Source organism: Lentzea sp. NPDC059081, from assembly GCF_042738015.1.
GTDB lineage: Bacteria > Actinomycetota > Actinomycetes > Mycobacteriales > Pseudonocardiaceae > Lentzea.
Map to the genome: position 1 here is coordinate 350383 of NZ_JBHYGW010000004.1, position 25626 is coordinate 376008.

The 25626-nt window shown below is 71.0% G+C and carries 22 protein-coding genes; 13 read left to right on the forward strand and 9 right to left on the reverse strand.

The features are described 5' to 3' along the window. Positions 1-9: 9 nt before the first annotated feature. Positions 10-1113: a winged helix DNA-binding domain-containing protein gene (locus ACFWV3_RS12140; RefSeq protein ID WP_382411116.1), complete on the forward strand. Its 1104-nt coding sequence runs from the start codon at positions 10-12 to the stop codon at positions 1111-1113. Here ACFWV3_RS12140 and ACFWV3_RS12145 read toward each other — a convergent pair. The 3 genes from ACFWV3_RS12145 to ACFWV3_RS12155 all read right to left on the reverse strand — a co-directional run bounded on the left by ACFWV3_RS12145 (position 1110) and on the right by ACFWV3_RS12155 (position 3585). Continuing rightward, positions 1110-2615, reverse strand: a complete 1506-nt coding sequence (locus ACFWV3_RS12145) for a hypothetical protein (protein ID WP_382411118.1) — start codon at positions 2613-2615, stop codon at positions 1110-1112. The genes ACFWV3_RS12140 and ACFWV3_RS12145 overlap by 4 nt on opposite strands. A gap of 13 nt (positions 2616-2628) precedes the next feature. Beyond that, on the reverse strand, positions 2629-3333 hold the full coding sequence (locus ACFWV3_RS12150; protein ID WP_382411120.1) for a hypothetical protein: 705 nt from the start codon (positions 3331-3333) through the stop codon (positions 2629-2631). Positions 3334-3429: 96 nt separating this feature from the next. Continuing rightward, positions 3430-3585 (reverse strand): hypothetical protein, encoded by a 156-nt coding sequence (locus ACFWV3_RS12155; protein WP_382411122.1) that lies wholly within the window; start codon positions 3583-3585, stop codon positions 3430-3432. A 241-nt stretch (positions 3586-3826) separates the two neighbouring features. Between ACFWV3_RS12155 and lysA the strand changes: the two genes are divergently transcribed. Continuing rightward, the gene (gene lysA / locus ACFWV3_RS12160; RefSeq protein WP_382411124.1) at positions 3827-5140 is read left to right on the forward strand and encodes a diaminopimelate decarboxylase; all 1314 of its coding nucleotides are present in this window, start codon (positions 3827-3829) and stop codon (positions 5138-5140) included. On the opposite strand, the gene ACFWV3_RS12165 is transcribed toward lysA, so the two are convergent. After that, positions 5131-6552 (reverse strand): FAD-dependent monooxygenase, encoded by a 1422-nt coding sequence (locus tag ACFWV3_RS12165; protein ID WP_382411126.1) that lies wholly within the window; start codon positions 6550-6552, stop codon positions 5131-5133. The genes lysA and ACFWV3_RS12165 overlap by 10 nt on opposite strands. Before the next feature lie 122 nt (positions 6553-6674). Here ACFWV3_RS12165 and ACFWV3_RS12170 point away from each other — a divergent pair, with 122 nt between their 5' ends. Together ACFWV3_RS12170 and ACFWV3_RS12175 are read left to right on the forward strand one after the other, a co-directional pair. Continuing rightward, positions 6675-7955: an SWIM zinc finger family protein gene (locus ACFWV3_RS12170; protein ID WP_382411128.1), complete on the forward strand. Its 1281-nt coding sequence runs from the start codon at positions 6675-6677 to the stop codon at positions 7953-7955. Continuing rightward, the gene (locus tag ACFWV3_RS12175; protein WP_382411130.1) at positions 7952-10447 is read left to right on the forward strand and encodes a DUF6493 family protein; all 2496 of its coding nucleotides are present in this window, start codon (positions 7952-7954) and stop codon (positions 10445-10447) included. Before ACFWV3_RS12170 ends, ACFWV3_RS12175 begins: the two co-directional genes overlap by 4 nt. Here the strand turns inward: ACFWV3_RS12175 and sph are convergent. Continuing rightward, positions 10444-11364, reverse strand: a complete 921-nt coding sequence (sph, locus tag ACFWV3_RS12180; RefSeq protein WP_382411132.1) for a sphingomyelin phosphodiesterase — start codon at positions 11362-11364, stop codon at positions 10444-10446. The genes ACFWV3_RS12175 and sph overlap by 4 nt on opposite strands. A 102-nt stretch (positions 11365-11466) precedes the next feature. Then, complete coding sequence (locus tag ACFWV3_RS12185) at positions 11467-12153, reverse strand: FadR/GntR family transcriptional regulator (protein ID WP_382411134.1); 687 nt, start codon at positions 12151-12153, stop codon at positions 11467-11469. 78 nt (positions 12154-12231) lie between these two features. Here ACFWV3_RS12185 and ACFWV3_RS12190 point away from each other — a divergent pair, with 78 nt between their 5' ends. From ACFWV3_RS12190 to ACFWV3_RS12205, 4 genes are read left to right on the forward strand one after another with little or no spacing between them, the layout of a single operon-like run. Beyond that, positions 12232-13494: an ABC transporter substrate-binding protein gene (locus ACFWV3_RS12190; RefSeq protein ID WP_382411135.1), complete on the forward strand. Its 1263-nt coding sequence runs from the start codon at positions 12232-12234 to the stop codon at positions 13492-13494. Between the two features lies 1 nt (position 13495). Beyond that, positions 13496-14323, forward strand: coding sequence for a carbohydrate ABC transporter permease (locus ACFWV3_RS12195; protein ID WP_382411136.1), 828 nt, complete (start codon positions 13496-13498; stop codon positions 14321-14323). Position 14324: 1 nt separating this feature from the next. After that, positions 14325-15137, forward strand: coding sequence for a carbohydrate ABC transporter permease (locus ACFWV3_RS12200; RefSeq protein ID WP_382411137.1), 813 nt, complete (start codon positions 14325-14327; stop codon positions 15135-15137). A 29-nt stretch (positions 15138-15166) separates the two neighbouring features. After that, entirely contained in the window at positions 15167-17098 is a 1932-nt protein-coding gene (locus ACFWV3_RS12205) for an alpha-galactosidase (RefSeq protein ID WP_382411138.1), read from the forward strand. Here the strand turns inward: ACFWV3_RS12205 and ACFWV3_RS12210 are convergent. Then, positions 17076-17666 carry a bifunctional 4-hydroxy-2-oxoglutarate aldolase/2-dehydro-3-deoxy-phosphogluconate aldolase gene (locus ACFWV3_RS12210; RefSeq protein ID WP_382411139.1) on the reverse strand — a complete coding sequence of 197 codons (591 nt, stop codon included), beginning with the start codon at positions 17664-17666 and terminating at the stop codon, positions 17076-17078. The two genes, ACFWV3_RS12205 and ACFWV3_RS12210, sit on opposite strands and share 23 nt — an antisense overlap. Before the next feature lie 73 nt (positions 17667-17739). On the opposite strand from ACFWV3_RS12210, the gene ACFWV3_RS12215 reads away from it, so the two are divergent. The 4 genes from ACFWV3_RS12215 to ACFWV3_RS12230 all read left to right on the forward strand — a co-directional run bounded on the left by ACFWV3_RS12215 (position 17740) and on the right by ACFWV3_RS12230 (position 22776). Continuing rightward, a complete protein-coding gene (locus ACFWV3_RS12215) occupies positions 17740-19752 on the forward strand; it encodes a hypothetical protein (protein ID WP_382411140.1) in 2013 nt (670 codons plus the stop codon). Between the two features lie 10 nt (positions 19753-19762). Beyond that, positions 19763-20440, forward strand: coding sequence for an SDR family NAD(P)-dependent oxidoreductase (locus tag ACFWV3_RS12220; protein ID WP_382411141.1), 678 nt, complete (start codon positions 19763-19765; stop codon positions 20438-20440). Next, a complete protein-coding gene (dgoD, locus tag ACFWV3_RS12225) occupies positions 20437-21579 on the forward strand; it encodes a galactonate dehydratase (RefSeq protein ID WP_382411142.1) in 1143 nt (380 codons plus the stop codon). Before ACFWV3_RS12220 ends, dgoD begins: the two co-directional genes overlap by 4 nt. A gap of 105 nt (positions 21580-21684) precedes the next feature. Beyond that, a complete protein-coding gene (locus ACFWV3_RS12230; protein ID WP_382411332.1) occupies positions 21685-22776 on the forward strand; it encodes an FAD-dependent oxidoreductase in 1092 nt (363 codons plus the stop codon). On the opposite strand, the gene ACFWV3_RS12235 is transcribed toward ACFWV3_RS12230, so the two are convergent. Then, entirely contained in the window at positions 22763-24073 is a 1311-nt protein-coding gene (locus ACFWV3_RS12235; protein WP_382411143.1) for an MFS transporter, read from the reverse strand. The genes ACFWV3_RS12230 and ACFWV3_RS12235 overlap by 14 nt on opposite strands. After that, positions 24070-24954: an NAD(P)/FAD-dependent oxidoreductase gene (locus tag ACFWV3_RS12240; RefSeq protein ID WP_382411144.1), complete on the reverse strand. Its 885-nt coding sequence runs from the start codon at positions 24952-24954 to the stop codon at positions 24070-24072. The genes ACFWV3_RS12235 and ACFWV3_RS12240 overlap by 4 nt, the downstream gene beginning before the upstream one ends. A 48-nt stretch (positions 24955-25002) precedes the next feature. On the opposite strand from ACFWV3_RS12240, the gene ACFWV3_RS12245 reads away from it, so the two are divergent. Continuing rightward, entirely contained in the window at positions 25003-25572 is a 570-nt protein-coding gene (locus tag ACFWV3_RS12245; RefSeq protein WP_382411145.1) for a helix-turn-helix domain-containing protein, read from the forward strand. The last annotated feature ends 54 nt before the right edge of the window (positions 25573-25626 follow it).

Genomic DNA, 25626 nt, shown 5'->3' on the forward strand with positions numbered 1-25626 from the left:
ATCACCGGCATGACCTCCACGGCCCGTCAGCTCAACCGCGCCACGCTCCACCGGCAGATGCTGCTGGAGCGTGAGCCGGTCGACGTGCTGACGGCCGTGGAGAACGTCGTCGCGATCCAGGCGCAGGAACCCGCCTCGCCCTACCTCGCGCTGTGGAACAGGGTCGCGGGCTTCGACCCGGCCGCGCTGGACGAGGCGTTCGCGACCGGGGCGGTCCGCAAGGCGTCGCTGATGCGGATCACCCTGCACGCCGTCACCGCCGCCGACCACGCCGTGTTCCACCACGCGATGCTGCCCGCGCTGAGGGCGTCCCGGCTGTACGACAAGCGGTTCAAGGGCATGGACATCACGATCGACCAGGCCGACGCGCTGCTCGCGCACGTGCTGGAGTTCGCCACCGAACCGCGGGCGAAGGCCGAGATCGAGGCGCTCCTGCACACGCACGTCGGCGACGTCGGCCAGCCCGGCGTCTGGTGGGCGCTGCGCACCTACGGCGGGCTCGTGCACGCGCCCACGGGCGGGCCGTGGTCGTTCGGGCTGCGACCGTCCTACCAGGCCGTGACCGCCGAGCCGCGCGAACGGACGGCGGCGCTCGCCGAGATGCTGCGCCGCTACCTCACCGGGTTCGGGCCCGCGACCGTGCTCGACATGAACCAGTTCACCATGCTGCCGCGCACCTCGATCCGGGAGGCGCTGGCCACGCTGGACCTCGTCAGGACCGGCGACCACTACGACGTTCCGGAGGGGACGGTCCCGGACGAGGACACCCCGGCGCCGCCGCGGCTGATGGCCATGTGGGACAGCACCTTGCTCGCCTACGCCGACCGCAGCCGCATCATCCCCGAGCAGTACCGGAAGGTCGTCATCCGCAGCAACGGCGACACCCTGCCGACGCTGCTCGTCGACGGGCACGTGGCCGGGGTGTGGCGGCCGACCGAGGACGGCGGGGTCGAAGCGACCTCGTTCCACGCACTCACCGACGACCAGTGGGCGGGGCTCGCGGAGGAGGCGGCGGCGCTGCGGAAACTGCTCGGCGACCGCGAACCGCAGGTGTACAAGCGTTATGCACGCTGGTGGACCGGACTTCCCGCCCGTGACGTCCGCGTCCTCTAGAGTCGCGCGGCGACCTCACGAGCGCGGTCCAGCTCGCGCCGGAATCGGGCGGGGTTGGCAGCGGCGAGCATCTCGTACAGGGCAAGGGACTCGGCGATGGCGGCCTCGGCTTCCCCTGTCTCCGAACGCAACCGGCGGATCTCCGCGTGGTCGCAGAGTGCGTCGGCGAGCAGGCAGGCGTACTCCTCCGGGTCCTCGGCGTGCCACTCCCGGTACTCGGCGACCGACCGCAGCGACGCTTCCAGTGCGGTCCCGAGCTCACCGGCCAGCGCCGATGCGAGAGCGAACGTGTTGCGCGCCATGGCCTTGCCGTCGGCGATGTCGTACAGCTCGATGCCTCTCGCTGCCGCCTCCGCCGCTTCGCGGTAGGCGTGCCGGGAGATCAGCAGGCTCGCACGGTTGGACCACGCACGGGCCAGTTCCGCGCGGCCGCTCTCGCGGTCCTCGTGCCGGGAGGCGAACGCGATGGCCTCGTCGCTGGCGGCCAGTGACTCGTCGAACCGGCCGACGTCGTGCAGCCTGCTGCCGAGCCCGACCAGCACGAGAGCCAAGCGCAGTTCCAGCTGCGTGACCTTGGCACGACCCTCGGCCTTGGCGAGGAGTGCGCGATATCGCTTGACCGACTCCTCGGCCGCCTTCACGGCTTCCTCGTCGAGGCCGAGGTCGTGCAGTCGGTTGGCGTGGTTGTTCAACGCAGCCGCGAGGTGACCGCGGAACTCGTCGGTTCTGGCGCGCTTGCGGATGACGGCGACGGCTTCGGCGTGCGACGCGCGGCACTCGTCGAAGCGGCCCAGGCGGAGCTGCAGGGTGCTCAGGTCGTTCAGGACGTTGTAGAGGCGGATGGCCTCGCCCTTCGCGTGCCGCCAGAACTCGGCGGCCTCCCCGAGGTTCTCGGCCGCGCGCTCCAGCTCACCGATCCTCGTGAGCCGCGTGGCGTGTTCGCGCAGGGCGTGGGCGAGGCCGTACCCCGGCGGCGGACCGTTCTTGACGGGCCTCTGAGTGCGCAGCGCGGCGACGTCCTCACCCGCGACGCGGGCCGACTCCTCGTGCCTGCCCAGCTCACCGAGCAGGTCGAGGACCCAGTACCGGGCCGAGTTGGCGACCTCCGTGCTGTAGTCGCCCTCCACGGCCAGCTTCGCCGCGAGCCGGAGCTCGTCCTCGGCCACCGGCAACGCTTCCTCGTACTGCTCGTTGTCGATGAGCAGGGTGCGCAACGCCGTCAGTGCCCGCCGCAGGTCCACGGACTCGCCCGCCTCGCGGCGGAGGTCGATCACCTCGTAGTACGCGCGGCGGGCCAGGTCGTCCCAGCCCGCGTCGTGGAACGACTCGGCCAGGTGGACCAGGGAGCTCGGCAGCTCGTCCGGGTGCCGCCACGTCGAACGAGGGGTGTCGCGCAGCCGTTCCACGATCGGGAAGTGGACCCGCATGACCTTCCACGGGTCGGGCCAGGCGTCCTTGCCCTTGCGGTGATGCGTTTCCTCGTACCGCACTCGTTCGATCACGGACGAGTGGATATCACGCCGGGAGCACCTCGGGGACCGGGTTCGCCGCGACGGTGCCCACCGGTTCCGACGCGAGCCGCGCGCTCATCGTCCCGCCCTCGGGCGTCCCGGCGGGCGACGGGATCTTGCCCAGCAGGTAGCCGGCGTGGCTGATCGCGAGCAGCACCAGGAACGTGTCGGAGAACCCCGGCAGCCCGCCGATGCCTGCCGGGGTGTCCACCGCCCGCAGCGCCGCGACCGCCTGCGCGACGTAGATGAGCACGAGCAGCACGGTGATGACGAAGTTCTGGAACTTGGACAGGTCGATCGACTTGCCCGCCGACGCGCCCTCCTCGGCGGTGAGCATCTCCATGAACCGCCCGCGTTCCTCACCGCGCACGTACGCGGCCACGTTGTCCGGCCTGGTGTTGCTCTTGACCACCTTGATGGCCGCCGCCACCACCCCGGACCCCGTCGCGATGCTGAGCAACGTCAGCACCTGCGCCGGGATCGTGAACCCGGCGACGTCGACCTGCCCGGCCGCGAACCGCCCGAACGCCATCCCGCTGACGAGTGACAGCAGCACGACCGTCCACAACAGCATCTGCAGCCGCGACAGGCTGTACCGGCCGCGGGCGTCGCGCAGCACGCTCTGCGCGCCGAGACGGCTCGGGACCACCACCGCGAGCAGCACGATGACGAGTGCGGACACGATCCAAGCCCAGAACGTGGTCGCCATGGCGGCCTCCTCGCTACGCCGTTCGGACGCTGTGGGGAGTACGTCGCCGCCGGGCGACCTGGCGTTATCACGCCGGGTAACGATTCGGGGGTCGGTCTACCAGCGGCAGGCGGTGTCCGGCTCGCAGCACGGGGCCAGGAAGCGGCAGCTCGGGCAGATCCACTTGGAACCGTTGCCGTACGGGCGCAGGTCGTCGGCCTCGCACTGCGGGCACTGGGGGAGCTGGACGGTCTTGCGGGCGGCCTCGGTCACGGACCACACCGTACTTCAGCGGTGGGCGGCCACCAGGCCGGCACGTCCACGCCGCCCGCGGGTGGTGGAAGCCGTCCACCCGGTCCAGGTCCACCGTCCGGCGACCTTCTCGCACGGGGTGTGGACGCACCCGTGACCTGGGGCACGCGGGTCGTCAGGATCGCGTCAAGGTGCGGGCCGCCCGTGTCAGGGTCCCGTCCGGGGCCTGGGCACGGGCGCCCGCCGGGCGTGTGCTGGGCGCATGACGCTCGCGGAGTTGTTGCCCAGCACCGGATGTTCCACCGCGCCGGTGCTGGAAGCGGGTCTCTGGCCGGACGGCACCCGTCTCGACGGCCAGGACCTCGTGATCGGTGGGGTGAGCGCGGCGCAGCTCGCGGCGCGGTTCGGCACGCCCTGCCAGGTGCTGGACGAGTCGACGGTCCGGGCCAGGGCGAGGGCCTTCCGCGCGGCGCTGCCGGACGCCGAGGTCGTGTTCGCCGGGAAGTCGTTGCCCTGCCCCGAGGTCTACCGGTGGATGGCGGACGAAGGCCTGTCGCTCGACGTGTCGTCCGCCGGTGAGCTCGCCCTCGCGAAGGCGGCGGGTGTGCCCGGCGACCGCATCCTCCTGCACGGCAACGTGAAGACCGGCGAGGACCTCAAAGCCGCGCTGGAGCACGGGGTGTCGAGGATCGTCGTCGACTCGTTCGACGAGATCGCCCAGCTCGGCGCACTGGCCCGGCACGGCCAGGAGGTCATGATCCGCGTGACGCCGGGCGTGGACGCGCACACGCACGCGGCGATCGCGACCGGTGTGGAGGACCAGAAGTTCGGGTTCTCCCTGGCTTCCGGCGCCGCGCTGGAGGCGGTCCTGCGCGTGGTCGAGCAGCCGTCGCTGCGGCTCGTCGGGCTGCACTGCCACATCGGCTCGCAGGTCCGGCACGTCGCGTCCTACGAGGAGGCCGCGCGGCGGATGGCCGGGCTGATCGCGTCGTGCGGGGTGCGGATCGAGCAGCTCGACCTCGGTGGCGGGTTCTGCGCGCCGTACCTGCCGGGGGAGTCGTCGTTCGACCTCTTCGGCTTCGCGCAACGGGTTCGCGGCACGCTCAACTACGAGTGCGCGCTGCACCGCGTTCCCGTGCCGCGCCTGCTGATCGAGCCGGGACGGGCGATCGTCGCGAACGCAGGCGTGACGCTGTACCGGGTCTGCGCGGTCAAGGAAGGCACCACGCGGACGTTCGTGGCCGTGGACGGCGGGATGAGCGACAACCCGCGGCCCGCGTTGTACGGCGCCAAGTACGCCGTGCGGCTCGTCGGCAGGGGCGGGAGGCCGAAGCCCGTCACGGTGGTCGGCAGGCACTGCGAGGCCGGGGACGTGCTGGCGGACACCGTGCTGCTGCCCGCCGACGTCCACGCCGGTGACCTGCTCGCCGTGCCGGTCACCGGCGCCTACCACCACGCGTTGGCCTCGAACTACAACCAGGTCGGCCGGCCGCCGGTCGTCGCCGTGCGGGACGGGGTGGCGCGGCCGATCGTGCGGCGGGAGACCGAGGAGGACCTGCTGCGCCGCTACCTCTGAGCACCGAACCAGCGGGCGAGCTGCTCGTCGAGGTCCTGCTGCCGGTCACCCGCCCACGCCACGTGCCCGTCGGGACGCAGCAACACGGCCGGAAAGTCCAGTGCCGCACCGGGATCCGCGAGCAGGTCGACCCGATCGGACCACCCGGCGACGCCCAGGGTGCCGGTCCGGTCGAGCACCAGGCCGCGGCCGTCCCGCAGGTGGTCGTGGAGCGTGCCCTTCGTCAGCTCGACGTCGCGCAGACGGCGGCCGAGCAGGTCGGGGCCGGGGCCGAAGTCGTAGCGGACGCCGAGCGCGGTGATCTTCTCGATGAGGAACCTGTTGACCTCGTTGAGGTCCATCAGCTCCGTGACCAGCCTCCGCAGCGCACGGGCACCCGGTTCGTCGGCCATCAGGTGCACCTGGGCGCGGGTGTTGTCCAGGACGTCCTCGGCGACCGGGTGGCGTTCGGCGTGATAGGTGTCGAGCAACCCGTCCGGCGCCCAGCCGTGGATCTGCGCGGCGAGCTTCCAGCCGAGGTTGACCGCGTCCTGCACGCCCAGGTTGAGGCCCTGGCCGCCGGCGGGCGGGTGGATGTGCGCCGCGTCGCCCGCGAACAGGACCCTGCCGACGCGGTAGTGCTCGACCAGGCGGGTGGCGTCGCCGAAACGGGACAGCCAGCGCGGGGAGTGGGCGCCGAAGTCGGTGCCGGCGACCGTGCGCAGCTCCTGCTTGAAGTCGTCGAGCGTGGCCGAGCGGTCCTCGCTGACCGCCGCACAGGGGACCACCACGCGGTAGCGGCCGTCGCCGAACGGGCCGAGGTGGAACACCTTGACCGTCTCGCGGATCTCGGCCGCCCGCGCGACGACCTCCTCCTGCGGCGCGGAGAACTCCAGCTCGCCCATCAACGTGTCGTTGCGCGACGGCTCGCCGGGGAAACCGACGCCGACCAGCTTGCGCACGGTGCTCCGCGCGCCGTCGCAGCCCACGAGGTACCGCGCCCGCAGCCGTTCGCCGTCCGCCAGCTCGACGGTCACCCCGTCGTCGTCCTGCTCGACCCCGGTCACCCCGAGGCCGCGCCTGACCTCCGCGCCCGACGCGACCGCGTGGTCCTCGAGGACGCCGTTCACGTGCGGCTGGGAGATGCCGAGCAGGATGCCGAAATCCGAGTCCAGGCCTTCCGGCGTCGGCTTGGGGATGCCCGCGAAGCTGCCGCCGACGGGGCGTTGCCTGCCGCGTTCGAGGAGGCGGTCCAGCAGGCCGCGCATCGCCATCAGCTCGAGACTGCGGATGTGCAGGCTCACCAGGCGCACGAACGACGGCGGAGGATCGGCGTCCCTCTCCAGCACCAGCACCCGCACGTCGTGCAACCGCAGCTCGGCCGCCAGCATCGCGCCGGTCGGACCGCACCCTGCGATGATCACATCGAACACGAACCACCCGTTTCCGCAGCTCCTGAGGTCGGTCGCAGATTCTCGGGCGACGGGTGCGCGGCCGCAAGCGATATTCGCCCGTTCCGGCCTCCAGTCGAACGTGTGTTCACTAGAGTGCGCGAATGCACTCGTACGCCTACGTCGCCGACTCCCGGCTGGACGAGACGCGGCGCGCACTGGGGCTGCAGACCTCCGGCGGCCGGGCGCCGAACCCGCGCTTCTTCACCGGGTTCCTGGCCGACTCGCAAGCGTCCGCGTCGTCGTTGCTCGCCATCGCGAAGATCGCCGGGACCCGCTACTTCCAGCCCACTCCCGAACGGCTCCGCGATCCGGTCGTCACGTGCAACGGCGACCGGCTGCGGTTCGAGTCGTTCTCGGGCTGCTGCGGGGTCTACGCGCGGCTCGACGTCCTCAGTGGAGCGTTGGACGGCGAGGTGCACGACCGCGGCACGACGAACGTCGACATCAACGAACCGCTGCGGCGCGCGCTGGCCAGGGTGACCAAGGGCGACCCTCTGCACCTGACCGTCGGGCCCGACCAGGTCGAGGTCGGCACGCTCGACGGCGCGATCGTCGAGAAGAAGGTGCCGCTGCCGCCGCGCTGGCTGCGCGGGTTCGCCGAGACCCAGGTGCTGACCTCGCGCTTCGACCTCAAGGCCGAGCTGTCGCCCGCCGACGCGCAGCGGTTCCTCAAGACGCTGCCCAAGGGACGTGCGGCGGTGTGGGCGGTGCCGTCCGGGAAGTCGTTGCGGCTCAGCGGAACCGCATCGGCCAACGCCGTGTGCCTGGCCGGCCCGAACCGGCTGGAGACGCTGCTCCCGTTGCTGCGCTTCGCCAAGGCCGTGCGCCTCTACGGCCCGCCCGCCGACGGTCAGCCGGTCGCGAGCGGCTGGGAGGTCGACCTCGGCGCGCAACGGCTCACCCTCGTCCTGTCGCCCGAGGTGAACCGCGGCCTGTCCGGTGAGGGCGCCGTCCTCGACGGGCTCGCCGCCGGGGACGCGGACACCGACGCCGAACTGGTCGGCGCGTTGCTGGACTTCGAGCCACGGGTGGACGTCGCGGACCTGGCGGACCGGTCCGGGCTGACCGTGCAGCGGGTGAAGGACGCGCTGGCCCAGCTCGGCACCGCCGGACGGGTCGGGTACGACCTCGCCGAGGCGTCGTACTTCCACCGCGAGCTGCCTTACGACGGCGCGGACGTGCAGGCCATGAACCCCAGGCTGCGCAACGCGAAGGCGCTCGTCGAGCAGGACGCCGTGCGGTGGGACGGCGACACGGCGCTGGTGGGCACGTACCGCGTGAACGGCGACGCGTGCACCTGCCAGTGGTGGACCGAGTACCGGGGCGGGCGGGGCAAGTGCAAGCACGTGCTGGCCGTGGACATGGTGAGAGGCAAGGCGTGAGCTTCGACAGGATCCAGGCGCTCATCGAGTCGCGTCAGCTCCTCGCGCTCGGCGAGGTGCTCAAGAGCCTCGGGCCGGAGGAACGCGCGGAGTGCGCGAAGGAGCTCGTCGCGTACGAGAAGAAGCACCGGGCGGGCAGCCGGAGCTGGGAGCACTTCGACACGCTCGCGGTCGCGGGCGCCGGACTGCTGCCGAGCGCCGCGACGCTCACGCCGTGGATGATGCGCTACCGGATCTGGTGGGACGAGACGAGCCCGCTGAACGCCGGGCCCGTGGTGCTGGACGTGCTGCGCAGCCGGGAGCTGCCGTGGACGCCGGACCTCGTCGCGCGGCTCGCCGCGAAGATGTCGGCCCGCGACCTCTCCCGGACCGACGTGCTGAGGGTGGTCCTGGCGTTCTGCGGTGACACCCCGCCCGACACGGACGGCTTCCTGGCGCACCTCATGGCGTTCGACGGCCACCGGCAGTGGCGGCCGGGCTTCGACCCGCTGATCCCGCGGATGCTCGAGGTCGCCGGTGCCGGAGCGGCGTTCGCCGTCAGCCGGGAGTGGCTGCCGCTGCTGCGCGACCGGGGCGACCGGCGGGTGGTGCTCGACGGCTGCCTCGCCCGTCTCCAGCAGAGCGGCGGCGTCACGGAGATGCAGGGTTTCCTGGCACTGCACGACGTCCTGGACGTCACGCTCGACGAGACGGCCGAGCACGTCCGGGACTACGTCGCGATGCTGCCGGACGCCCGCTCCACCGTCGCCACCCTCGCGCAGGACCGGCTCCGGCAGCTCGACGAGGCGGGCAGGCTCGACTTCGACCTGCTCGGCGAGGCGAGCCGGTGGGTGTTCGGCCGCAGCGAGAAGAAGCTCGTCCGCACGCAGCTGTCGTGGCTGGGCAAGCACGCGCGGACCGCTCCGGACGAGGTGGTGCTGATCACCGCGGAGCTGTTCGCGCACGAGTCGGACGATCTGCGCGGCCACGCCGTCAAGCTGGTCGCCAAGCACCTCGCGAAGATCAGTGACACCACCCGCGCCGAACTGCTGGTGCTCGCCGAACAGCTCCCCGCCGACCTCGCCTCGCAGCTCGGAGGCGTTGCGACGCAGGAAGAATCCGTCATTCTCGCCCCGTTCACGCCGGGGCCGTGGCCGGAGCCGATCGCCACGCTCGACGAACTGACGCGCGAGGTGCTGGGACTCTACGGGCGCAACGCCGGACAGATCGGCGGCGTCGCGGCCGAGCGCGTCGTCGAGGCGGTCGTGCGGTTCGCCTGGCAGGACCGGGAGACGCTCACCCAGGCGTTCCAGCCGATCTACGACAAGCACCCGTGGATCCTGAACCGGTCCGCCTACGACGCCTACCCCGACCACGCCAAGCGCAACGCCCACACCGAGTTCATGGCCGTCCTCGCCGCCGTCGCGGAGCCGGCGAAGCCGCTCGGAAAGATCTCCGCGGCGATCCACTTCGCCCGCGAGTGGCGCGTCCAGCTGAAGCGGGCGAACAACGGCGGTCTCGCGGAGCAACTCGCCGAGCGGCTGCACGAGATCGAGAAGGGCCTCCGGTACTCGCCGAGGCCGGCGCTGGTGTCCACCCCGACCGCGGGGTCCGGCCTGCTCGACCCGACCGTGCTCGCGGACCGGCTCGCGAAGGCCGACGCCGAGGGCTGGGAACCGTGGCAGCGCGACCTGAAGCAGGCCTGCCACCGCCTGCCGCCCACCACCACGGCCGCTGACTTCGCCGCGGTGCAGGGCAAACCGGCGGCGAAGGTCCGCGAGTGGCTCTCCGCGAGGACCGACCCCGTGATCACCATCGAGGAGCGGACCTACCACTACCCCAAGTACTGGCGCACCCAGCAGGACCTCAGCGACACGGGCCTGCTCGCCGTCGTCGTCCCCGGCCTGGAAGAGCCGCAGAACCGCATGCACACGTTCGACGAGTGGGGCCCGATGATCGAGTGGTGGCCCTCGGTGCTGCCCGCTCAACGGGAGGTCGTCGCCGCCCACCTCGTCCCGCACCTCCGCGGCCGCACGGCGTCGAAGGGCGGCGACGGCCCGCTGCTGCCGATGCTCGCCGAGTCCGACGGCCCGGCGGGACCGGCTCTGCACCTCGCCCTCTGCTACGGGCTCGGTGCCGAGCTGACCGTCAACCGCGCCCACGCCGTGGACGCGGTGCTGATCCTCGCTTCCCGTGACCAGCTGGACGGCGCGCTGCTGGGCGACCTGCTCGGCCGGACGCTCGACCGCGGTCTCGTGGTGAGCCGGGTCGTGCCCGGTCTGCGCGACGCGGCCCGGTCCGGTGCCGCGCGGCAGATGTGGGACGCCGTGTCTGCGGCGCTCCCGCAGATGTGGACCAGCAACCGGGTGGCCGACGTCGTCGAGCTCGCCGTCGAGCTGGCCCAGCAGGTCAGGCCCGGCGGTGAGGTGCCCGGCCTGGCCGGCGTCGCGGCGCGCAAGGGGTCCAGCCGGGCGGTGGTGCAGGCGAAGAGGCTGGTGGCGGCACTGGGCTAACCCGCGAACACCGGGTAGTGGTCGGACAGGTCCGTGTAGGTGTGCTTGCGGCCCCACGACGTGACCGACCACTCCGGACTCTTCACCCGCCGGGTCTCGTTGCGCAGCAACGGCCCCTGAACGGTCAGCACGTAGTCGAGGTGCTCGGAGGCGTACTCCGGCCCGTACTGGTCGCGGCAGACGCTGTTGTCGGCGCAGTCCCACGAGAACGGGTGCCCGCCGATCTCCGGCGTCCGCACCCCCAGTTCGGCGACCATGCGCGGGAACTCGTCGCTCGCCCTGACGACGTTCAGGTCGCCCGCCACGTACACGGGCTCGGACGCGGGGATGTTCCGCGCGGTCAGGAACGCCTTGATCTCGGCCCGTTGCCTCGCCCGGACGGTCTGCGGTGAGGTGGTGCAGGCCGAGTCCTCGGCCTGGGCGTGCGTGCCGATCACGTGCGCGGGCCCGGCCGGCGTCTCGACGCGCACGTACGCGAACCCCTTGTTGGAGAACCAGTCCGCACCGCACGCGTCGCGGTGGACGTGCTGGATCCTCGTGGTGATCGGCCACCGGCTCAGGACCGCGACGCCGCCGTCCTCGGGCGTGGAGTCGCTGTAGGCACCCGACGTGGTGTCCCAGCCGGCACGGCTGCGGCCCAGGACCGGCGTCTGGTGCGGGTAGGTGTCGCGCAGGTTCGCCAGCAGCCGGTCCGAGGCGGCGTTGTCGAACGCCTCCTGCAACACCACGACGTCCTGCCCGGCGAGGACACCGGTGCTGTCGACCAGGTCGGCGCGCTGGAGCTGGCCCCAGTTCGGGTAGAGGTTCCGCGACAGCAGGAAGACGTTGTAGGTGGCGATCTTCAGCGGAACCGCGGCGGTGGCGGGTGCGGCGGTGATCGTCAGGAGGGCGGCGGCCAGGAGCGTGAGCAGGCGCATGAGGGCCGATGGTGGTGGACGTGAAAGTCCTTCACAACCGGGCCGGAGGTGTCGTATCGATCCAGGCGTCACCTCGATCCGGACATCATCTCGATTCGGGCGTCACCGCAACCGGTCGAGGTCCGCCCCCGACTTGTCGACCAGCGCCCGCATCGCCTCGTAAGCCGCCTCCGGGTCCCGGGCCGCGATCGCGTCCAGCACCGCGCGGTGCGACGGCACCGGGTCGTCGTCCACGGTCCCGTGCACCAGCTTGTCCCGTTCCGCCAGCCCGATCGCGATGATCCGCTCGACCTGCGTGAGGAACGTGTTGTGCGTCGCGGCCATCAGCAGCCGGTGGAAGTCGAGGTCCGCGCGCACGGTCGCGGCCAGGTCGCGGGCGGCGGCCATCCGGTCCAGGGCGCCGGACAACGCCTCGATGTCGGCTTCGGACGCGCGTTCGGCGGCCAGCCGGGCGGCGGCGGGCTCGACGATCACGCGCATCTCGGTGAGCTCGTCGAACAGGCCGTGGTCGGAGCCCGCCTGGGTCTGCCAGCGCATCACGTCCGTGTCGAGCAGGTTCCACGACGAGCGCGGCTGCACGAAGGTACCGCGCTTCTGCCTGGCGTCGATCATGCCCTTGGCGGACAACACCTTCAGGGCCTCGCGCAGCGCCGTCAGCGACACGTCGAGCTCCTCGCGCAGGGCGGGGAGGTCGAGGGTGTCGCCCTCGCCGATCTCGCCGGCGAGGATCCGGCCCGCCAGCGCCTCGACGGTCTGGCCGTGCACGCCGCGGAGACGCTTCTCGTTCATGAGGTCAGAGCATACGGCACATCATAAATTATGAATTATTCTTGACTTGATCACCGTCAACGCGCAGTCTTCTCAGCCATGGACAGGCGTCACTTCCTCCGCGTCACCGCCGCCGCGGGAGCCGGGTTGCTGGTCAGCGGCACGGCATCCTGCGCCACCTCGGCGTCCTCCGGCCCCGTCACCCAGACCGCGGGCACCGCCACGATCCAGTCGAACCTGTCGGCGCCCGCGGCGAAAGCGGCGATCGACGCGCTGGTGAAGGCGTTCAACGACAAGAAGGGCGCGCAGGCGTCGGTCAACACCGTCGCCTCCGAGACCTTCCGCACCCAGCTGCCGAGCTACCTCACCTCCGCGAACCCGCCCGACCTCTTCACCTGGTACCCCGGCGCGCTGCTCACCGGGTACGAGAAGAAGGGCCTGCTGCTCGACGTCAGCGACGTCTGGCAGACGATGGGCGACTACCCGCAGTCGTTCAAGACGTTGAGCGGCAAGGTGTTCGTGCCGACGACGTACTACTGGTGGGGCTTCTTCTACCGGAAGTCCCACTTCGCCAAGTGGGGCGTGACCCCGCCGAAGACGTGGCAGGAGTTCGTCGCGCTCTGCCGGACGTTGCAGTCGAAGGGCGTCGTCCCGCTCGGCATGGGCGCCGGGTCGGACTCGCCGTGGACCGCCTCGGCCTGGTTCGACTACTTCAACGTTCGCGTCAACGGCGCCCCGTTCCACCGAGAGCTGCTGGCGGGCAAGCAGAAGTTCGACGACCCCAAGGTGAAGGCGATCTTTACGCCGTGGCGCGAGGTGCTGCCGTTCACCGACCCCAACGGCACCGCGATCGGCTTCCAGGAGGCCACGACCGCGATGTTGCAGGGCCGCACGGGCATGCTGCTCACCGGCGCGTTCTTCGCCGACGCGGCACCGAAGGACGCGATCGACGACATCGACTTCTTCCGGTTCCCGATCATCGACCCGGCCGTGCCGCTGGCGGAGGAGGGCCCGACCGACGGGTTCTTCGCCAGCGCCAAGTCGCCGCACGTCAAGGAGCTCAAGGAGTTCCTCACCTACGCGGCCACGGCCGAGGGGCAGGAGGTCTACATCAAGGCCTCGTCCGGCACGGTCCTGCCGACGCACCCGAACGCCAAGGACTCCGGCACGCCTCTCGTCCAGAAGGGACGCGCGCACCTCAAGGAGGCCGCGGAGATCACCCAGTTCTTCAACCGCGACTCCAGCGACGCGCTGCAGCCCACCGCGGACGCCGCGCTGGTCAAGTTCCTGCAGCAACCCGACCAGCTCGACACCATCCTCGCCACCTGGCAGAAGGCCGCCGAGCAGGTGTGGTCGAGCTGACATGACCAGGAGAGTCCCTCCCGTCCTGCTGCTGTTCGTGCTCATCCCGTTGCTGGTGGAGGGGTTCTGGGTCTTCTGGCCCGCGGTGCAGGGCTGCTGGCTCGCGCTGACGAACTGGGACGGCGTCTCGCCGCCCCGGTTCGTCGGGCTCGACAACTACGCCAGGATGATCGACGACCCCGTCTTCCACATCGCCGTCACCAACACCGCGATCTGGCTCGTCCTCTTCGGCGGCCTGTCCGCGGTCGGCGGCCTCGGCATCGCCGTGCTGCTGCAGAAGGAACGCCGCGGCGTCGGGATCTACCGGGCGGCGTTGTTCATCCCGGTGGTGTTCTCGCTCGTGGCGACCTCGCTGATCTGGCAGGTGCTCTACCAGCCCGGCGGGCTGTTCGACAGCAGCCCGCTCGCCGACCCGGACACCGCGATCTACGCCGTGCTGGTGCCCGCGCTGTGGCGGCAGGTCGGGTACGTCATGGTGCTGTACCTGGCCGGGCTCAAGGGCATCGACCCGGGGCTGTACGAAGCGGCCACTCTGGACGGTGCCACGGCCTGGCAGAAGTTCACGCACGTCACCTGGCCGCAGCTGTCCAGCGTCAACTCGGTGGTGCTGTCGGTGATCGTGATCGACTCGCTGCGGTCGTTCGACGTGGTGTGGTCGATGACGCGCGGCGGCCCGTACCACTCGTCCGAGCTGCTCAGCACCTACATGTACTCGACCGCGTTCCAGTCGCTGAAGCTCGGCTACGCCTCGGCACTCGCGGTGGTCATCTTCGTGCTGGCGTTCGGCGTGATCGTGACCTACCTCGTCCGCGCGTTCCGGGAGAACTGAGATGTCCAGCAACCGCGTCTTCCACGCCGTGGCGGGCACGATCTCCGTGCTCTGGCTGCTGCCGATCGCGGCCGTCCTCGTCACCGCCGTCCGGTCGTTCGACGACATCGCCGCCAACGGGCTCGCGTCGCTGCCGCGGTCGTTCACCTTCGCCGGGTTCACCGACGCGTGGACCAACGGCGGCGCGGGTGCCATGTGGAACAGCGTGCTCGTCACGATCCCGACGGTGTTCCTGTCGCTCGCACTGGCTTCGGCGGCGGCGTACGCGTTGAGCCGCTTCGCGATCCCCGGCCGGCGCACGATCATCCTGCTGATGCTCGCGGGCAACCTGCTGCCCCCGCAGATCCTGCTGGTGCCGGTGTCGAAGCTGACCGAGCTGCTCGGCATCTACGACACGCTCGTCGCGCTGGTCGTCGTGCAGGTCGGGTTCGGGCTGGGCTTCTACACGTTCGTGCTCCAGGGCTTCATGCGCGCGATGCCGGACGAGGTGCAGGAGGCCGCCACCATCGACGGCGCCGGGCCCGTCCAGATCTACTGGCGGATCGTGCTGCCGATGACCAGGCCCGCGCTCGCCGCGCTGGCCGCACTGGCGTTCACCTGGATCTTCAACGACCTGCTGTGGGCGATCACCGTGCTGCGGTCGTCGTCGGTCATGCCCGTGACGCCGGCGCTGCTCGCGTTGCAGGGGCAGTACGTGTCGAACTGGAACGTGATCGCGGCCGGGTCGGTGATCGCGGCGATCCCGACCGTGGCGGTGTTCCTGCGGTTCCAGCGGCACTTCATCTCCGGACTCGCGGTGGGAGCGGTGAAATGACCTGGACGCCCAGAAGTTGGACACTGAGGATGGCCACCACCTCGTACACGGTGGCCGTCGAGCCGGGTGGTCGCTGGGCGGAACTGGTGGCGTGGGGCCCGCACGGTGTCGAGGTCGGTCCGTCCGCGCTCAAGACCCACGGCGATCTCCACTTCATCACCGAGGCGGACGCGGCACCGGTCGAGTACGTGCCGCGCGGGCAGCGTCCGTTCACCGGTGCCGATCTCGAAGTCGACGGCGACTCGTGGTTCACGTTCCAGGGCGCTGCCGAAGCCGGTGGTGTGCTGCGGCTGGCGTTCGTCGATGCTGTCGCAGGGCTTCGCGCAGTTCTTTGCTACCGGCCTGAGACGTCCGTCGACGTGCTGTCGCGCTGGGTCGAGATCACCAACACGTCCGCGGAACCGTTGCGGCTGGAGCGAATCGGGTCGGCGGGTGTGTGCCTGCCGACGAGTAGCCCACGGCTGTCGTTCCTCCACGGGGAGTGGGCTCGCGAGTTCCAGCTGGACCACGTGGACCTGCCCGCCGGCGGGTTCCGCATCGGCAGCTCCTACGGCGTTCCCGGGCACAACTACGCGCCCTGGCTGTCGGTCGACGACACGTGGGGCGTGTCGCTGTCCTGGTCCGGGTCCTGGGAGATCACGGCCGACGTCGAACCGTCCGGGCTCACGCGCGTGCGGGCCGGGATGCTCGGCCCGGTCGTCGTCGAACCGGGGGAGACCTTCACGACGCCCGAACTCGCACTGGCGTACTCGACCAACGGCCTCGCACAGGTCTGGCACGCCTACGACCGGCTGCGCAGCAGGAAAGCGCGCAAACCCGTGCTCTACAACTCGTGGGAGGCGACCGGGTTCGAGGTCGACCTGCCCAAACAGCGCGAGCTGGCCCGGATCGCCGCCGACCTCGGCGCGGAGCTGTTCGTGGTCGACGACGGCTGGTTCGCCGGACGGCACGACGACACCGGTGGGCTCGGCGACTGGTACCCGGAGTCGCCGGACTTCGGTGGGTTCGTCGACGACGTGCGGGCGATGGGGCTGGAGTTCGGGCTGTGGGTCGAACCGGAGTCCGTCAGCCCGAAGTCGCGGCTCTACGCCGACCACCCGGACTGGGTCTACCGGCTGCCCGGCCGCGAACCCACGCTGATCCGCAACCAGCTACTTCTCAACCTCGGCTTGTCCGAGGTGTACGAGTTCGTGTTGTTGACATTGGACCGTCTGCTGACGGACTACCGCATCGGCTACCTGAAGTGGGACATGAACCGTCCCGCCACCGAACGCCCGCTCGACCAGGACGACGCCCACGTCCGCAACTACTGGCGGGTGCTCCGCCACCTGCGGGAGAAGCACCCGGACGTGCTCGTCGAGGGCTGCGCGGGCGGGGGCGGCAGGACCGATCTCGCCACGACCGGGCTGGTGGACGTGGTGTGGCCCAGCGACAACACCGCGCCGCTCGACCGGTTGAAGATCCAGCACGGGTTCCTGCACATGCACGCCCCGCACCTGATGTCGTCGTGGGTGACGGACGCGCCCGGCGTGTTCGACGCACGGCCGCGGTCGCTCAAGTTCCGGTTCGTGCTCGCCATGGCCGGAGTGCTCGGCATCGGCGCGGATGTGCGGCACTGGTCCACTGGCGAACGCGACGAGGCCAAGGCGTTGATCGCCCGCTACAAGGAGATCCGCCACATCGTCCACGGCAGCGAGGCCCACCTGCTCGACTACGCGGTCCAGTACAACGGCGAGGACCGAGTCGTGGTGCTGGCGTGGAACACCGGAGCGCTGACCGGGGTACCGGAGGTGCCAGGAAGGCCGTCGCGGGTAAAGTTGCGCGGTCTGAGTGGGTCCTATGTGGACGAGAACGGCCAGGTGTACTCGGCGGCGCACCTGACCCACGTCGGGCTGCCGTTCGCCTGGACCGCGGCGAACGACGCCGACGTGGTCGTGCTCAGGCCCTCAGCAGGGCTGTGACCTCGTCGATCGGCGTGCGGGCGAGGGCCGACCCGACCCCGCACGCCACGGCGCCCGCCTCCAGCCACGCGGGGACGTCGGCCGGCGCGACACCGCCGGTCGGCACCAGCGGCGCGTACGGCAGCACTGCCAGCACGTCCTTCACCCATTGCGGCGTCGGCGCGGGGAACACCTTCACCGCGTCCGCACCTGCTTCGAGCGCCTGGACGACCTCGGAGACGGTCCCGGCGCCCGGCAGCACCGCGGCGCCGTAGCGGTGCCCGGCCTGGATGACCGCGGTGTTCAGGTTGGGCGCCACCAGGAACTGCGCTCCGGCGCGCACGGCGGCCACCGCGGAGGCCTCGTCGAGCACCGATCCCGCGCCGATGACGGCGTCCGGGTGGTCCGCCCGGAGCTGCCGAATGGCGTCGAGCGCGCCGGGGTTGGTCAGCGGCAGCTCGAGCGACGTGAGTCCCGCGTCCAGCAGCGGAACGGCGGCCATGACGGCGGAGGAGGTGTCGGCGGTGCGGATGATCGCGATGATGCCCTGCCGCACGACCGCCTGGGTGATCTCGTAGCGGTAGCTCACGCTCGCCAGCCTACTACACATAAATTAGGAATTATTCTTGACACCCGAGTCGGGGGCGGGGGAGGCTCACCGCATGTCCGTTCGCAGAGTCGCGTTGGCCATCGCCTTGATGTCCCTGGTTGCGACGCCCGCCTACGCCGGTGACGACCAGGGAGCGCCCATCTACTACGACAGCGGTGTCGCCAAGACCCCGTACATGGGGTGGAACACGTACTTCGGCCTCGGCGCCCCGACCGAGAAGGACGTCCGCGGCGTCGCCGACCACCTCGTGAGCAGCGGCCTGCGCGACGCGGGCTACAAGATCGTCTGGATCGACGGCGGCTGGAACGCGCCGACTCCCCGCAACGCCCGCGGCGACCTCGTCGAGGACCCGGCGAAGTTCCCCGGCGGCTTCGACAAGCTCGTCCGCGACCTGCACGCCCAGGGGTTGAAGGCCGGCATCTACACCGACGCCGGCCCGTCCGACGGCAAGAACTGCGCCGCGGGCAGCGGTGGCGGGTACTACGAGAAGGACGCTCGCCGGTTCGCGGCCTGGAAGTTCGACGCGATCAAAATCGACTTCCTGTGCGGGATCGCGGCGAACCTCAAGCCCGCGCAGGCGTTCGCTGACTTCAGCAAGGCCGTGCGGAAAGCCGGGCGGCCGATGATCCTCAACCTCTGCAACCCCGTCACCGACGAGTGGGGTGTCCCGCACGGGCCGGACCAGGTCGCGGACATCTCCTACACGTTCGGGCCGCTTCTCGCCGACTCGTGGCGCACCTCGACCGACGTCGCGTTCGGCACGCCCTACGAGGGCATCTGGCGCGACGTGCTGCGCAACATGGACCGCAACGCCGCGCATCCCGAGGCGAACGGGCCGGGGCACTACAACGACCCGGACTACCTGATCCCGATGCGCAGGACGCAGCAGGGCACGTACGAGCTGAACGAGGAGGAGTCGACCTCGCAGTTCGTGATGTGGGCGCAGATGTCCTCGCCGTTGATCATCGGTTCGGACCCGCGCACGCTGCCGCCGTCGATGATCGCCACCCTGAAGAACCCGGAGATCCTCGCGGTCGACCAGGACCCGCTGGCGATCCAGGGTGTGCGGGTGGCGTCGACCGGCGACACCGATGTGTACAGCAAAGTGTTGTCCCGTAAGGGTGAGCGTTCCGTCGTACTGCTCAACCGGCGTGAAGTTCCTGCTGCGATGACGGTCGACTTCGCCCCCGCCGGGCTGCGCGGGGACGTGACGGTTCGCGACCTGCGGGCGCGTGCCGACCGAGGTACCGTCTCTGGTTCGTACACCGTGACCGTTCCGGCGCACGGCACGGCGATGCTGAAGCTGCGGGGAACGGATCTGGTGCCCGGTGAGGCCGTCGGGTCGGACGCCACCGCGTCGCCCGCGATCGCCCGTGTCGGTGACGAGGCCCTGGTGTTCTCGCGGGGCGTCGGTGGCGAGCTGCGGATGTTGCGCGGAGGCAAGTGGTCGAGCTTGGGCAAGGCGATCCAGGGACAGCCTGCTGTCCGCGCGGTCGGATCCGACGTCGAGGTCACGGTGCGAGGGCTCGACAACCAGGCCTGGCAACGTACCCTCCACAACGGACGGTGGGGTGGCTGGAAGCCGCTGGGCGGCAAGCTGACCGACGCGCCTTCGGTGTCGACGGATGGCACGATCGTCGCTCGCGGGCCGGATGGTCGCGTGTGGCTCTACCGCGGCGGCTGGACGTCGTTGGGTGCGCCCGGTGACGCCCCGATCTACGGCAGGCCGAGCGTCGCGGGCGGTCAGGTGGCCGTGCGGACCGCCGACGACAGCGTGTGGGTGCGGCCGGTGTCGGGTGGCGCGTGGACGTCACTCGGAGGCGTGATCTCCGGCAGCCCGACGATGGTCGAGTTCCAGGACCGGATCTACCTGTTCGCGCGGGCGAGCGACTACACGGTGTGGCAGGTCAACAGCTCCGCCGGGGTGTGGGGCGGGTGGTTCAACCGGCCGGAGTTCCCGAGCAACTCGCTGGTCGGCGCGGTGGGTGCTACTGCTGGTCCCGACGGTTCCGCGTGGACAGTGGTGCGCGGGCCGGACAACAAGGTCTACCGGCAGACCCTCTAGGAGAACGTGCATGAAGTGCGCGGTGGTGTCAGGCGCGGCGGCCGGGATCGGCGCCGCCACGGCACGGCACCTGACCGAGGCCGGCTACCGGGTGATCGGCATCGACCTGCACGGCGACGTGGCCGTGCGGGGCGACGTCAGCGACCCGGCCACGTGGGAACGGGCTTTGGCGCTGTGTGACGGCGTGGACGCGTTGGTGAGCAACGCTTTCACGGTGGATGTCACGCCGCTGGACGCCATGGCACCGGCTTCGTGGGAACGTCAGCTCGCAGTCAACCTCGGCGGTGCTTTCCACGGCCTGCGGGCCTGCTTGCCGTCGTTGCGTGCTCGTGGTGGCTCGGTGGTGCTGGTTTCGTCGGTGCACGCGCACTTCGGCATCCCCGGCCATGGCGCCTACGCGGCCTCCAAGGGCGGGCTGGTGGCGTTGACCCGCCAGCTCGCCGTGGAGTACGCGCCTGCCGTGCGGGTGAACGCGGTGGTGCCCGGTCCCGTGCTGACGGCGGCATGGGACCGGGTCCCGGTCGAGGACCGGGAACGCAGTGCCCGAGCCACCCCGGCCGGTCGTCTCGGCGACCCGGCCGAGGTGGCCTCGGTGATCGGTTTCCTCCTGTCTCCGGCGGCGTCGTTCGTGACGGGCGCGGAGATCCTGGTCGACGGCGGCTGGTCCGCGGCAAAGGACTCCTCATGAAGGTGACGGCGGTCGAGACGTTCCTGGTCGAGCCCCGCTGGCTGTTCCTCAAGGTGAGCACGGACGAGGGGGTGACCGGCTGGGGCGAGCCGGTGGTGGAGGGCCGCGCCGAGACCGTGCGCGCCGCCGTCCACGAACTGGCCGAGCTCGTCGTCGGCCAGGACCCGTTGCGCGTCGAGGACCACTGGCAGGTCCTGCGCCGCGGCGGCTTCTACCGCGGCGGCCCGGTCCTGTCGTCCGCCCTGTCCGGCTACGACCACGCGCTGTGGGACATCGCCGGCAAGGCACGCGGCCTGCCGGTCCACGAACTGCTCGGCGGTCCCGTCCGCGACCGGATCCGCGCCTACTCGTGGGTCGGCGGCGACCGGCCCGACGGCGTGTTCGACGCGGTGTCCGCCCAGGTGGCGGCGGGGTTCAGCGCCGTGAAGATGAACGCCACCGCCGAGATACGCCCGATCGCGTCGCCCGCGGAAGCCGCGGCGGTCGTGGCGCGTGCCCGTGAGGCTCGTGAGGCGCTGGGACCCGGCGGCGACCTCGCGATCGACTTCCACGGCCGCGTTTCCCCTGCCATGGCACGACGTCTGGTGCGGATGCTCGAAGAGGTCCAGCCGATGTTCGTCGAGGAACCGGTGCTGCCCGAACTGCCGCCCGAGGTGCTCGCGTCCATCGTGCAGGCCTCGACCGTGCCGATCGCGACGGGGGAGCGGCTGTTCTCGCGCTGGGAGTTCAAACCGGTGCTGGACGCGGGCGTCGCGGTCGTGCAACCCGACCCGTCCCACGCGGGCGGCATCTCCGAACTTCGGCGCATAGGCTCGCTCGCCGAGATCTACGGCGCGTCGATCGCACCGCACTGCCCGCTCGGCCCGATCTCGCTGGCGGCGTCGCTGCAGGTGGCGTTCACGACGCCGAACTTCCTGATCCAGGAGCAGAGCGCGGGCATGCACTACAACGGCACCGACCCGTCGTACCTGGTGGACATGGCACCGGTGCGCGTGGTCGACGGCTGGATCGCCCGGCCGACCGGACCCGGGCTGGGGGTCGAGGTGGACGAGGCGGCGGTGCGGAGGGCGGCGGAGGTGGGGCACGCGTGGCGGTCGCCGATCTGGCGGCACGACGACGGCGGCTTCGCGGAGTGGTGACAGGGACTGTCAGGCGCTGTCAGTGACATGTGCGGCCGGTGTCAGCCCGCGCGACGACTGTGGGACGTGCCGTCAGGGAGGCGGCATGATCACCACAGGGGAGCTCTGCACATGCACGTCACGATCATCGGCGCCGGCCTCGGCGGACTCACGCTCGCCCGCGTGCTGCACGTCCACGGCATCCCGTCCACCGTCTACGAGGCGGAGGAGTCGTTCGCGTCGCGGGGACAGGGCGGCATGCTCGACATCCACGACTACAACGGGCAGCTCGCCGTCGAGGCGGCCGGGCTGATGGACGAGTTCCGCGCGCTGGTGCTGGAGGGGCGCGAGGCGTTGCGGGTGCTCGACAACGACGGCACCGTGCTGCTCGACAAGGCCGACGACGGCACGGGCGGCAGGCCGGAGATCCAGCGCGCCGACCTGCGGCAGATGCTGCTCGACAGCCTGCCGGAGGGCACCGTCCGGTGGGCGCACAAGGTCACGGACGTCGAGGGCAGGCGCGTCACGTTCGCCGACGGCACCACCGTCGACGCCGAGGTGCTGGTCGGCGCGGACGGCGCGTGGTCGCGGGTGCGGCCGGTGCTCACGGACGCGAAGCCCGAGTACACCGGCATGTCGTTCGTCGAGACCTACCTCTACCAGGCCGACACGCGGCATCCGGCCGCCGCGAAGGCCGTGGGTGGCGGGTCGATGTTCTCGCCAGGCCAGGGCAAGGGGATCTTCGGGCACCGCGAGGCCGGCGACACGCTGCACGCCTACGTCGAGTTCAGCCGGCCGCTCGAGTGGTTCGACGACCTCGACGTCACGGATCCGCAGCGGGTCGCGGCCGAGTTCGAGGGCTGGGCGCCCGAGCTGACCGCGCTGATCACCGAGACCGACACCGTGCCGGTCTTCCGCCCGCACTACACGCTGCCCGCCGGGCACCGGTGGGAACGGGTGCCCGGCGTGACGCTGGTCGGGGACGCCGCGCACCTGTCCGTGCCCAACGGCGAGGGCGCCAACCTCGCCATGCTCGACGGGGCCGAGCTGGCGAAGGCGTTGGCGGGCAACGACGTCGAGACCGCGCTGACCGAGTACGAGGAGGCCATGTTCGTGCGGGCGGTGGCGGCGACCGAGGACTCCGACCGGATGCTGGAGAGCCTGTTCGGCGAGGGCGGCGCCCCGCAGAAGCTGCTCGACATGCTCAACGACGCCTGAGCACCACGGAGGCCAGCAGCGCGGCCATCAGGGCGACGCCCGCCCACATGAACGTGCGCCAGCCGTCCACGAAGGACGCCGACAGCATCCCTCCCAGCAGGGCGACACCGAGCGCGGTGCCGAACTCCCTGGTGACGTCGTTGAGCGCGGACGCGACCCCCTGGCGTTCCCGGGGGAGGGAGCTGGTGATCGCCTCGGTGGCGGGCGGCATCGACAGGCCCATCCCGATCCCCATCGCGATCATGCCGGGGAGCACGGACAGGTACCCGTCGGAGACGAGCAGGGCCATCAACGCCAGGCCGAGCCCGGCCGCGGCGATCCCCAGCGCGGTGGTCGTGCGGGCACCGACCCGTTCGGCCAGCCGCGGGGCGAGGCCGGAGGTGACCATCATCAGGCCCGCCATCGGCAGCAGCGCCACCGTGGCGAGCAGTCCCGACCAGCCGAGCACGGTCTGGAAGAACGGGTACAGCATGATCGACACGCCCGCCTGCACCCCGAACACCACCAGGATCGTCACCGACCCGGCCGCCAGCTCCTTCTCGCGGAACAGCCGGACGTCCACCAACGGCGTGCGGTGCCGCAGCTCCCAGGCCACGAACGCCGCCGTGCCGGCGAGCCCGACGAGGAGGCTGACGACGTCGCGTTCGTGCAGGAAGTAGATCAACCCGGCCACGCCGACGACCGACGTCAGCGCGCCCACCACGTCGAACGGATGCTGCTCGCCGCGGGAGTCCGGGACGGACCGCCAGACCATCACCAGCGCCACGACGACCAGGGCCACCGGCAGCACGAACAACAACCGCCAGCTCGCCCAGTCGACCAGGACGGCCGACAGGAACATGCCCAGCAGGCCACCGCCGCCGGCGACGCCCGTCCACACGCCGATCGCCCTGCCGCGCTCCTTCTCCGGGAACGACGAGGTGATCACGGCGAGCGTCACGGGCATGATCGTCGCGGCACCGACACCGCTGAGCACCCGTGCCGCCAAGATCACCTCGGTCGACTGGGCCAGACCCGCGAGGACGTTCGCCACGCCGAACACGACCAGGCCGGTCAGCAGCGCGGGCTTGCGGCCCCATCGGTCCCCGGCCGCGCCGAGCGGCAGCAGCAACGCCGACAGCGTGAGCACGTAGGCGTTGATGATCCACAGAACCGTGCTCCGCGAGGCACCGAACTCGGCGGCGAGGTCGGGCTGGGCGACGTTCAGGCCGGTCACCGAGGAGATCACGGCCATCAACGCCACGGAGATCGCGACCAGCACGGCTGTGCGCTGACGGGTGCTGTCGATCGTGGTCACGCGAGCAGGTCCGCGTTCATGTGGGCACCGGCCAGCGCACCGGCGGCGGCGGACGCGCCGACCTGGGCGGTGAGGTCGGTGGCGTTGCCCGCGACCCACACGCCCTTCACCGGGGTCGTGCCCGCCATGCCGGTGACGAACTTCCGCCCGTTCGGCACGTCCTCCAACGGCAGCCCGAGGCCTTCGATGCCGTCGGTGCGGGCGATCATCGTGGTGGCGACGGCGATCACGCGTCGTGGCACGACTTCGCCGTTCGTCAACCGGACACCCGTGATCTGCTCCTTTGTGGACTCGATCTCCGCGACCGGGGTCTCGACGATCCGGATGCCGCGCTCGGCGAACTTCGCACGGGTGTCGTCCTCGAGCTCGGTGCCGTTCGCGAAGAACACGATGTCGTCGGACAGCTGCCGGAACAGCAGCGCGTGGTGCGCCGAGCCCAGCACGCCGATCGGTTCGTCGCGGACCTCCCAGCCGTGGCAGTACGGGCAGTGCACGACACCGCGGCCCCAGTGCTCGGCCAGCCCCTTCACGTCCGGGAGCACGTCGCGCAACCCGGTCGCGACCAGCACGCGCTTCGCGGTGAGCGAGGTGCCGTCGGCCAGCGTGACGGTGAAGCCGTCCGGGGTGGGTTCGGCCTTGACCACCTCGCCGTGGACGATCCGCCCGCCGTACTTGCGGACCTCGTCACGGCCCCTGCCCAGCAGCTCGGCGGGCGGGATGCCGTCCAGGCCGAGCAGTCCGTGCACGCCGTCGGCCGGGGCGTTGCGGGGCGTGCCGCTGTCGACCACGACGACCGAACGGCGTGAGCGGGCCAGCATGATCGCGCCGTTCAGGCCGGCGGCGCCACCGCCGATGACCACGGCGTCCCAGAGTTCGTTCATGGCTCCGACGGTAGGCACCTCTTGCGGATGAGGCATACGATCGTGCGCATGACGCAAGAAGATGGCGATCTGGACAGCCTCGTGCGCAAGCGCATCCGCGCGTTGCGGGTGGCGCAGGGCTGGTCGCTGGACGAGCTGGCGACCCGCGCGCGGCTGAGCCCGTCGTCGCTCAGCCGCATCGAGAACGGCCAGCGCCGCCTCGCCCTGGACCAGCTCGTCACCCTGGCACGGGCCCTGGACACCACGCTCGACCAGCTCGTCGAGACCGACACCGACGACGTGATCGTCAGCCCGATGATCGACAGCGGCCACGCCACGATGCGCTGGCCGATCAGGGCCGAGCCCGGCATGACCGTCATGCGCCAGCGGATGACGACCCCGCCGCCCGACAACCCCGCGTCCCTGCGCGCGCACTCCGGGCGGGAGTGGCTCGTCGTGCTGTCCGGGGTCGCGGTGCTGCTGCTGGGCAACCGGCGGTTCCGCGTGGAGACCAACCAGGCGGCGGAGTTCCCGACGATGCTGCCGCACGCCATCGGCACCGCGGGCGGGCCGTGCGAGATCCTCGGCATCTTCGACCGGGAGGCACGGCGCGGCCACAACGCCGACAAGAAGAGCTGATCTTGCGCGGACGGCACCGGGCCGGGCGACCGTCTTGCCGAACGCGCAAGTGAC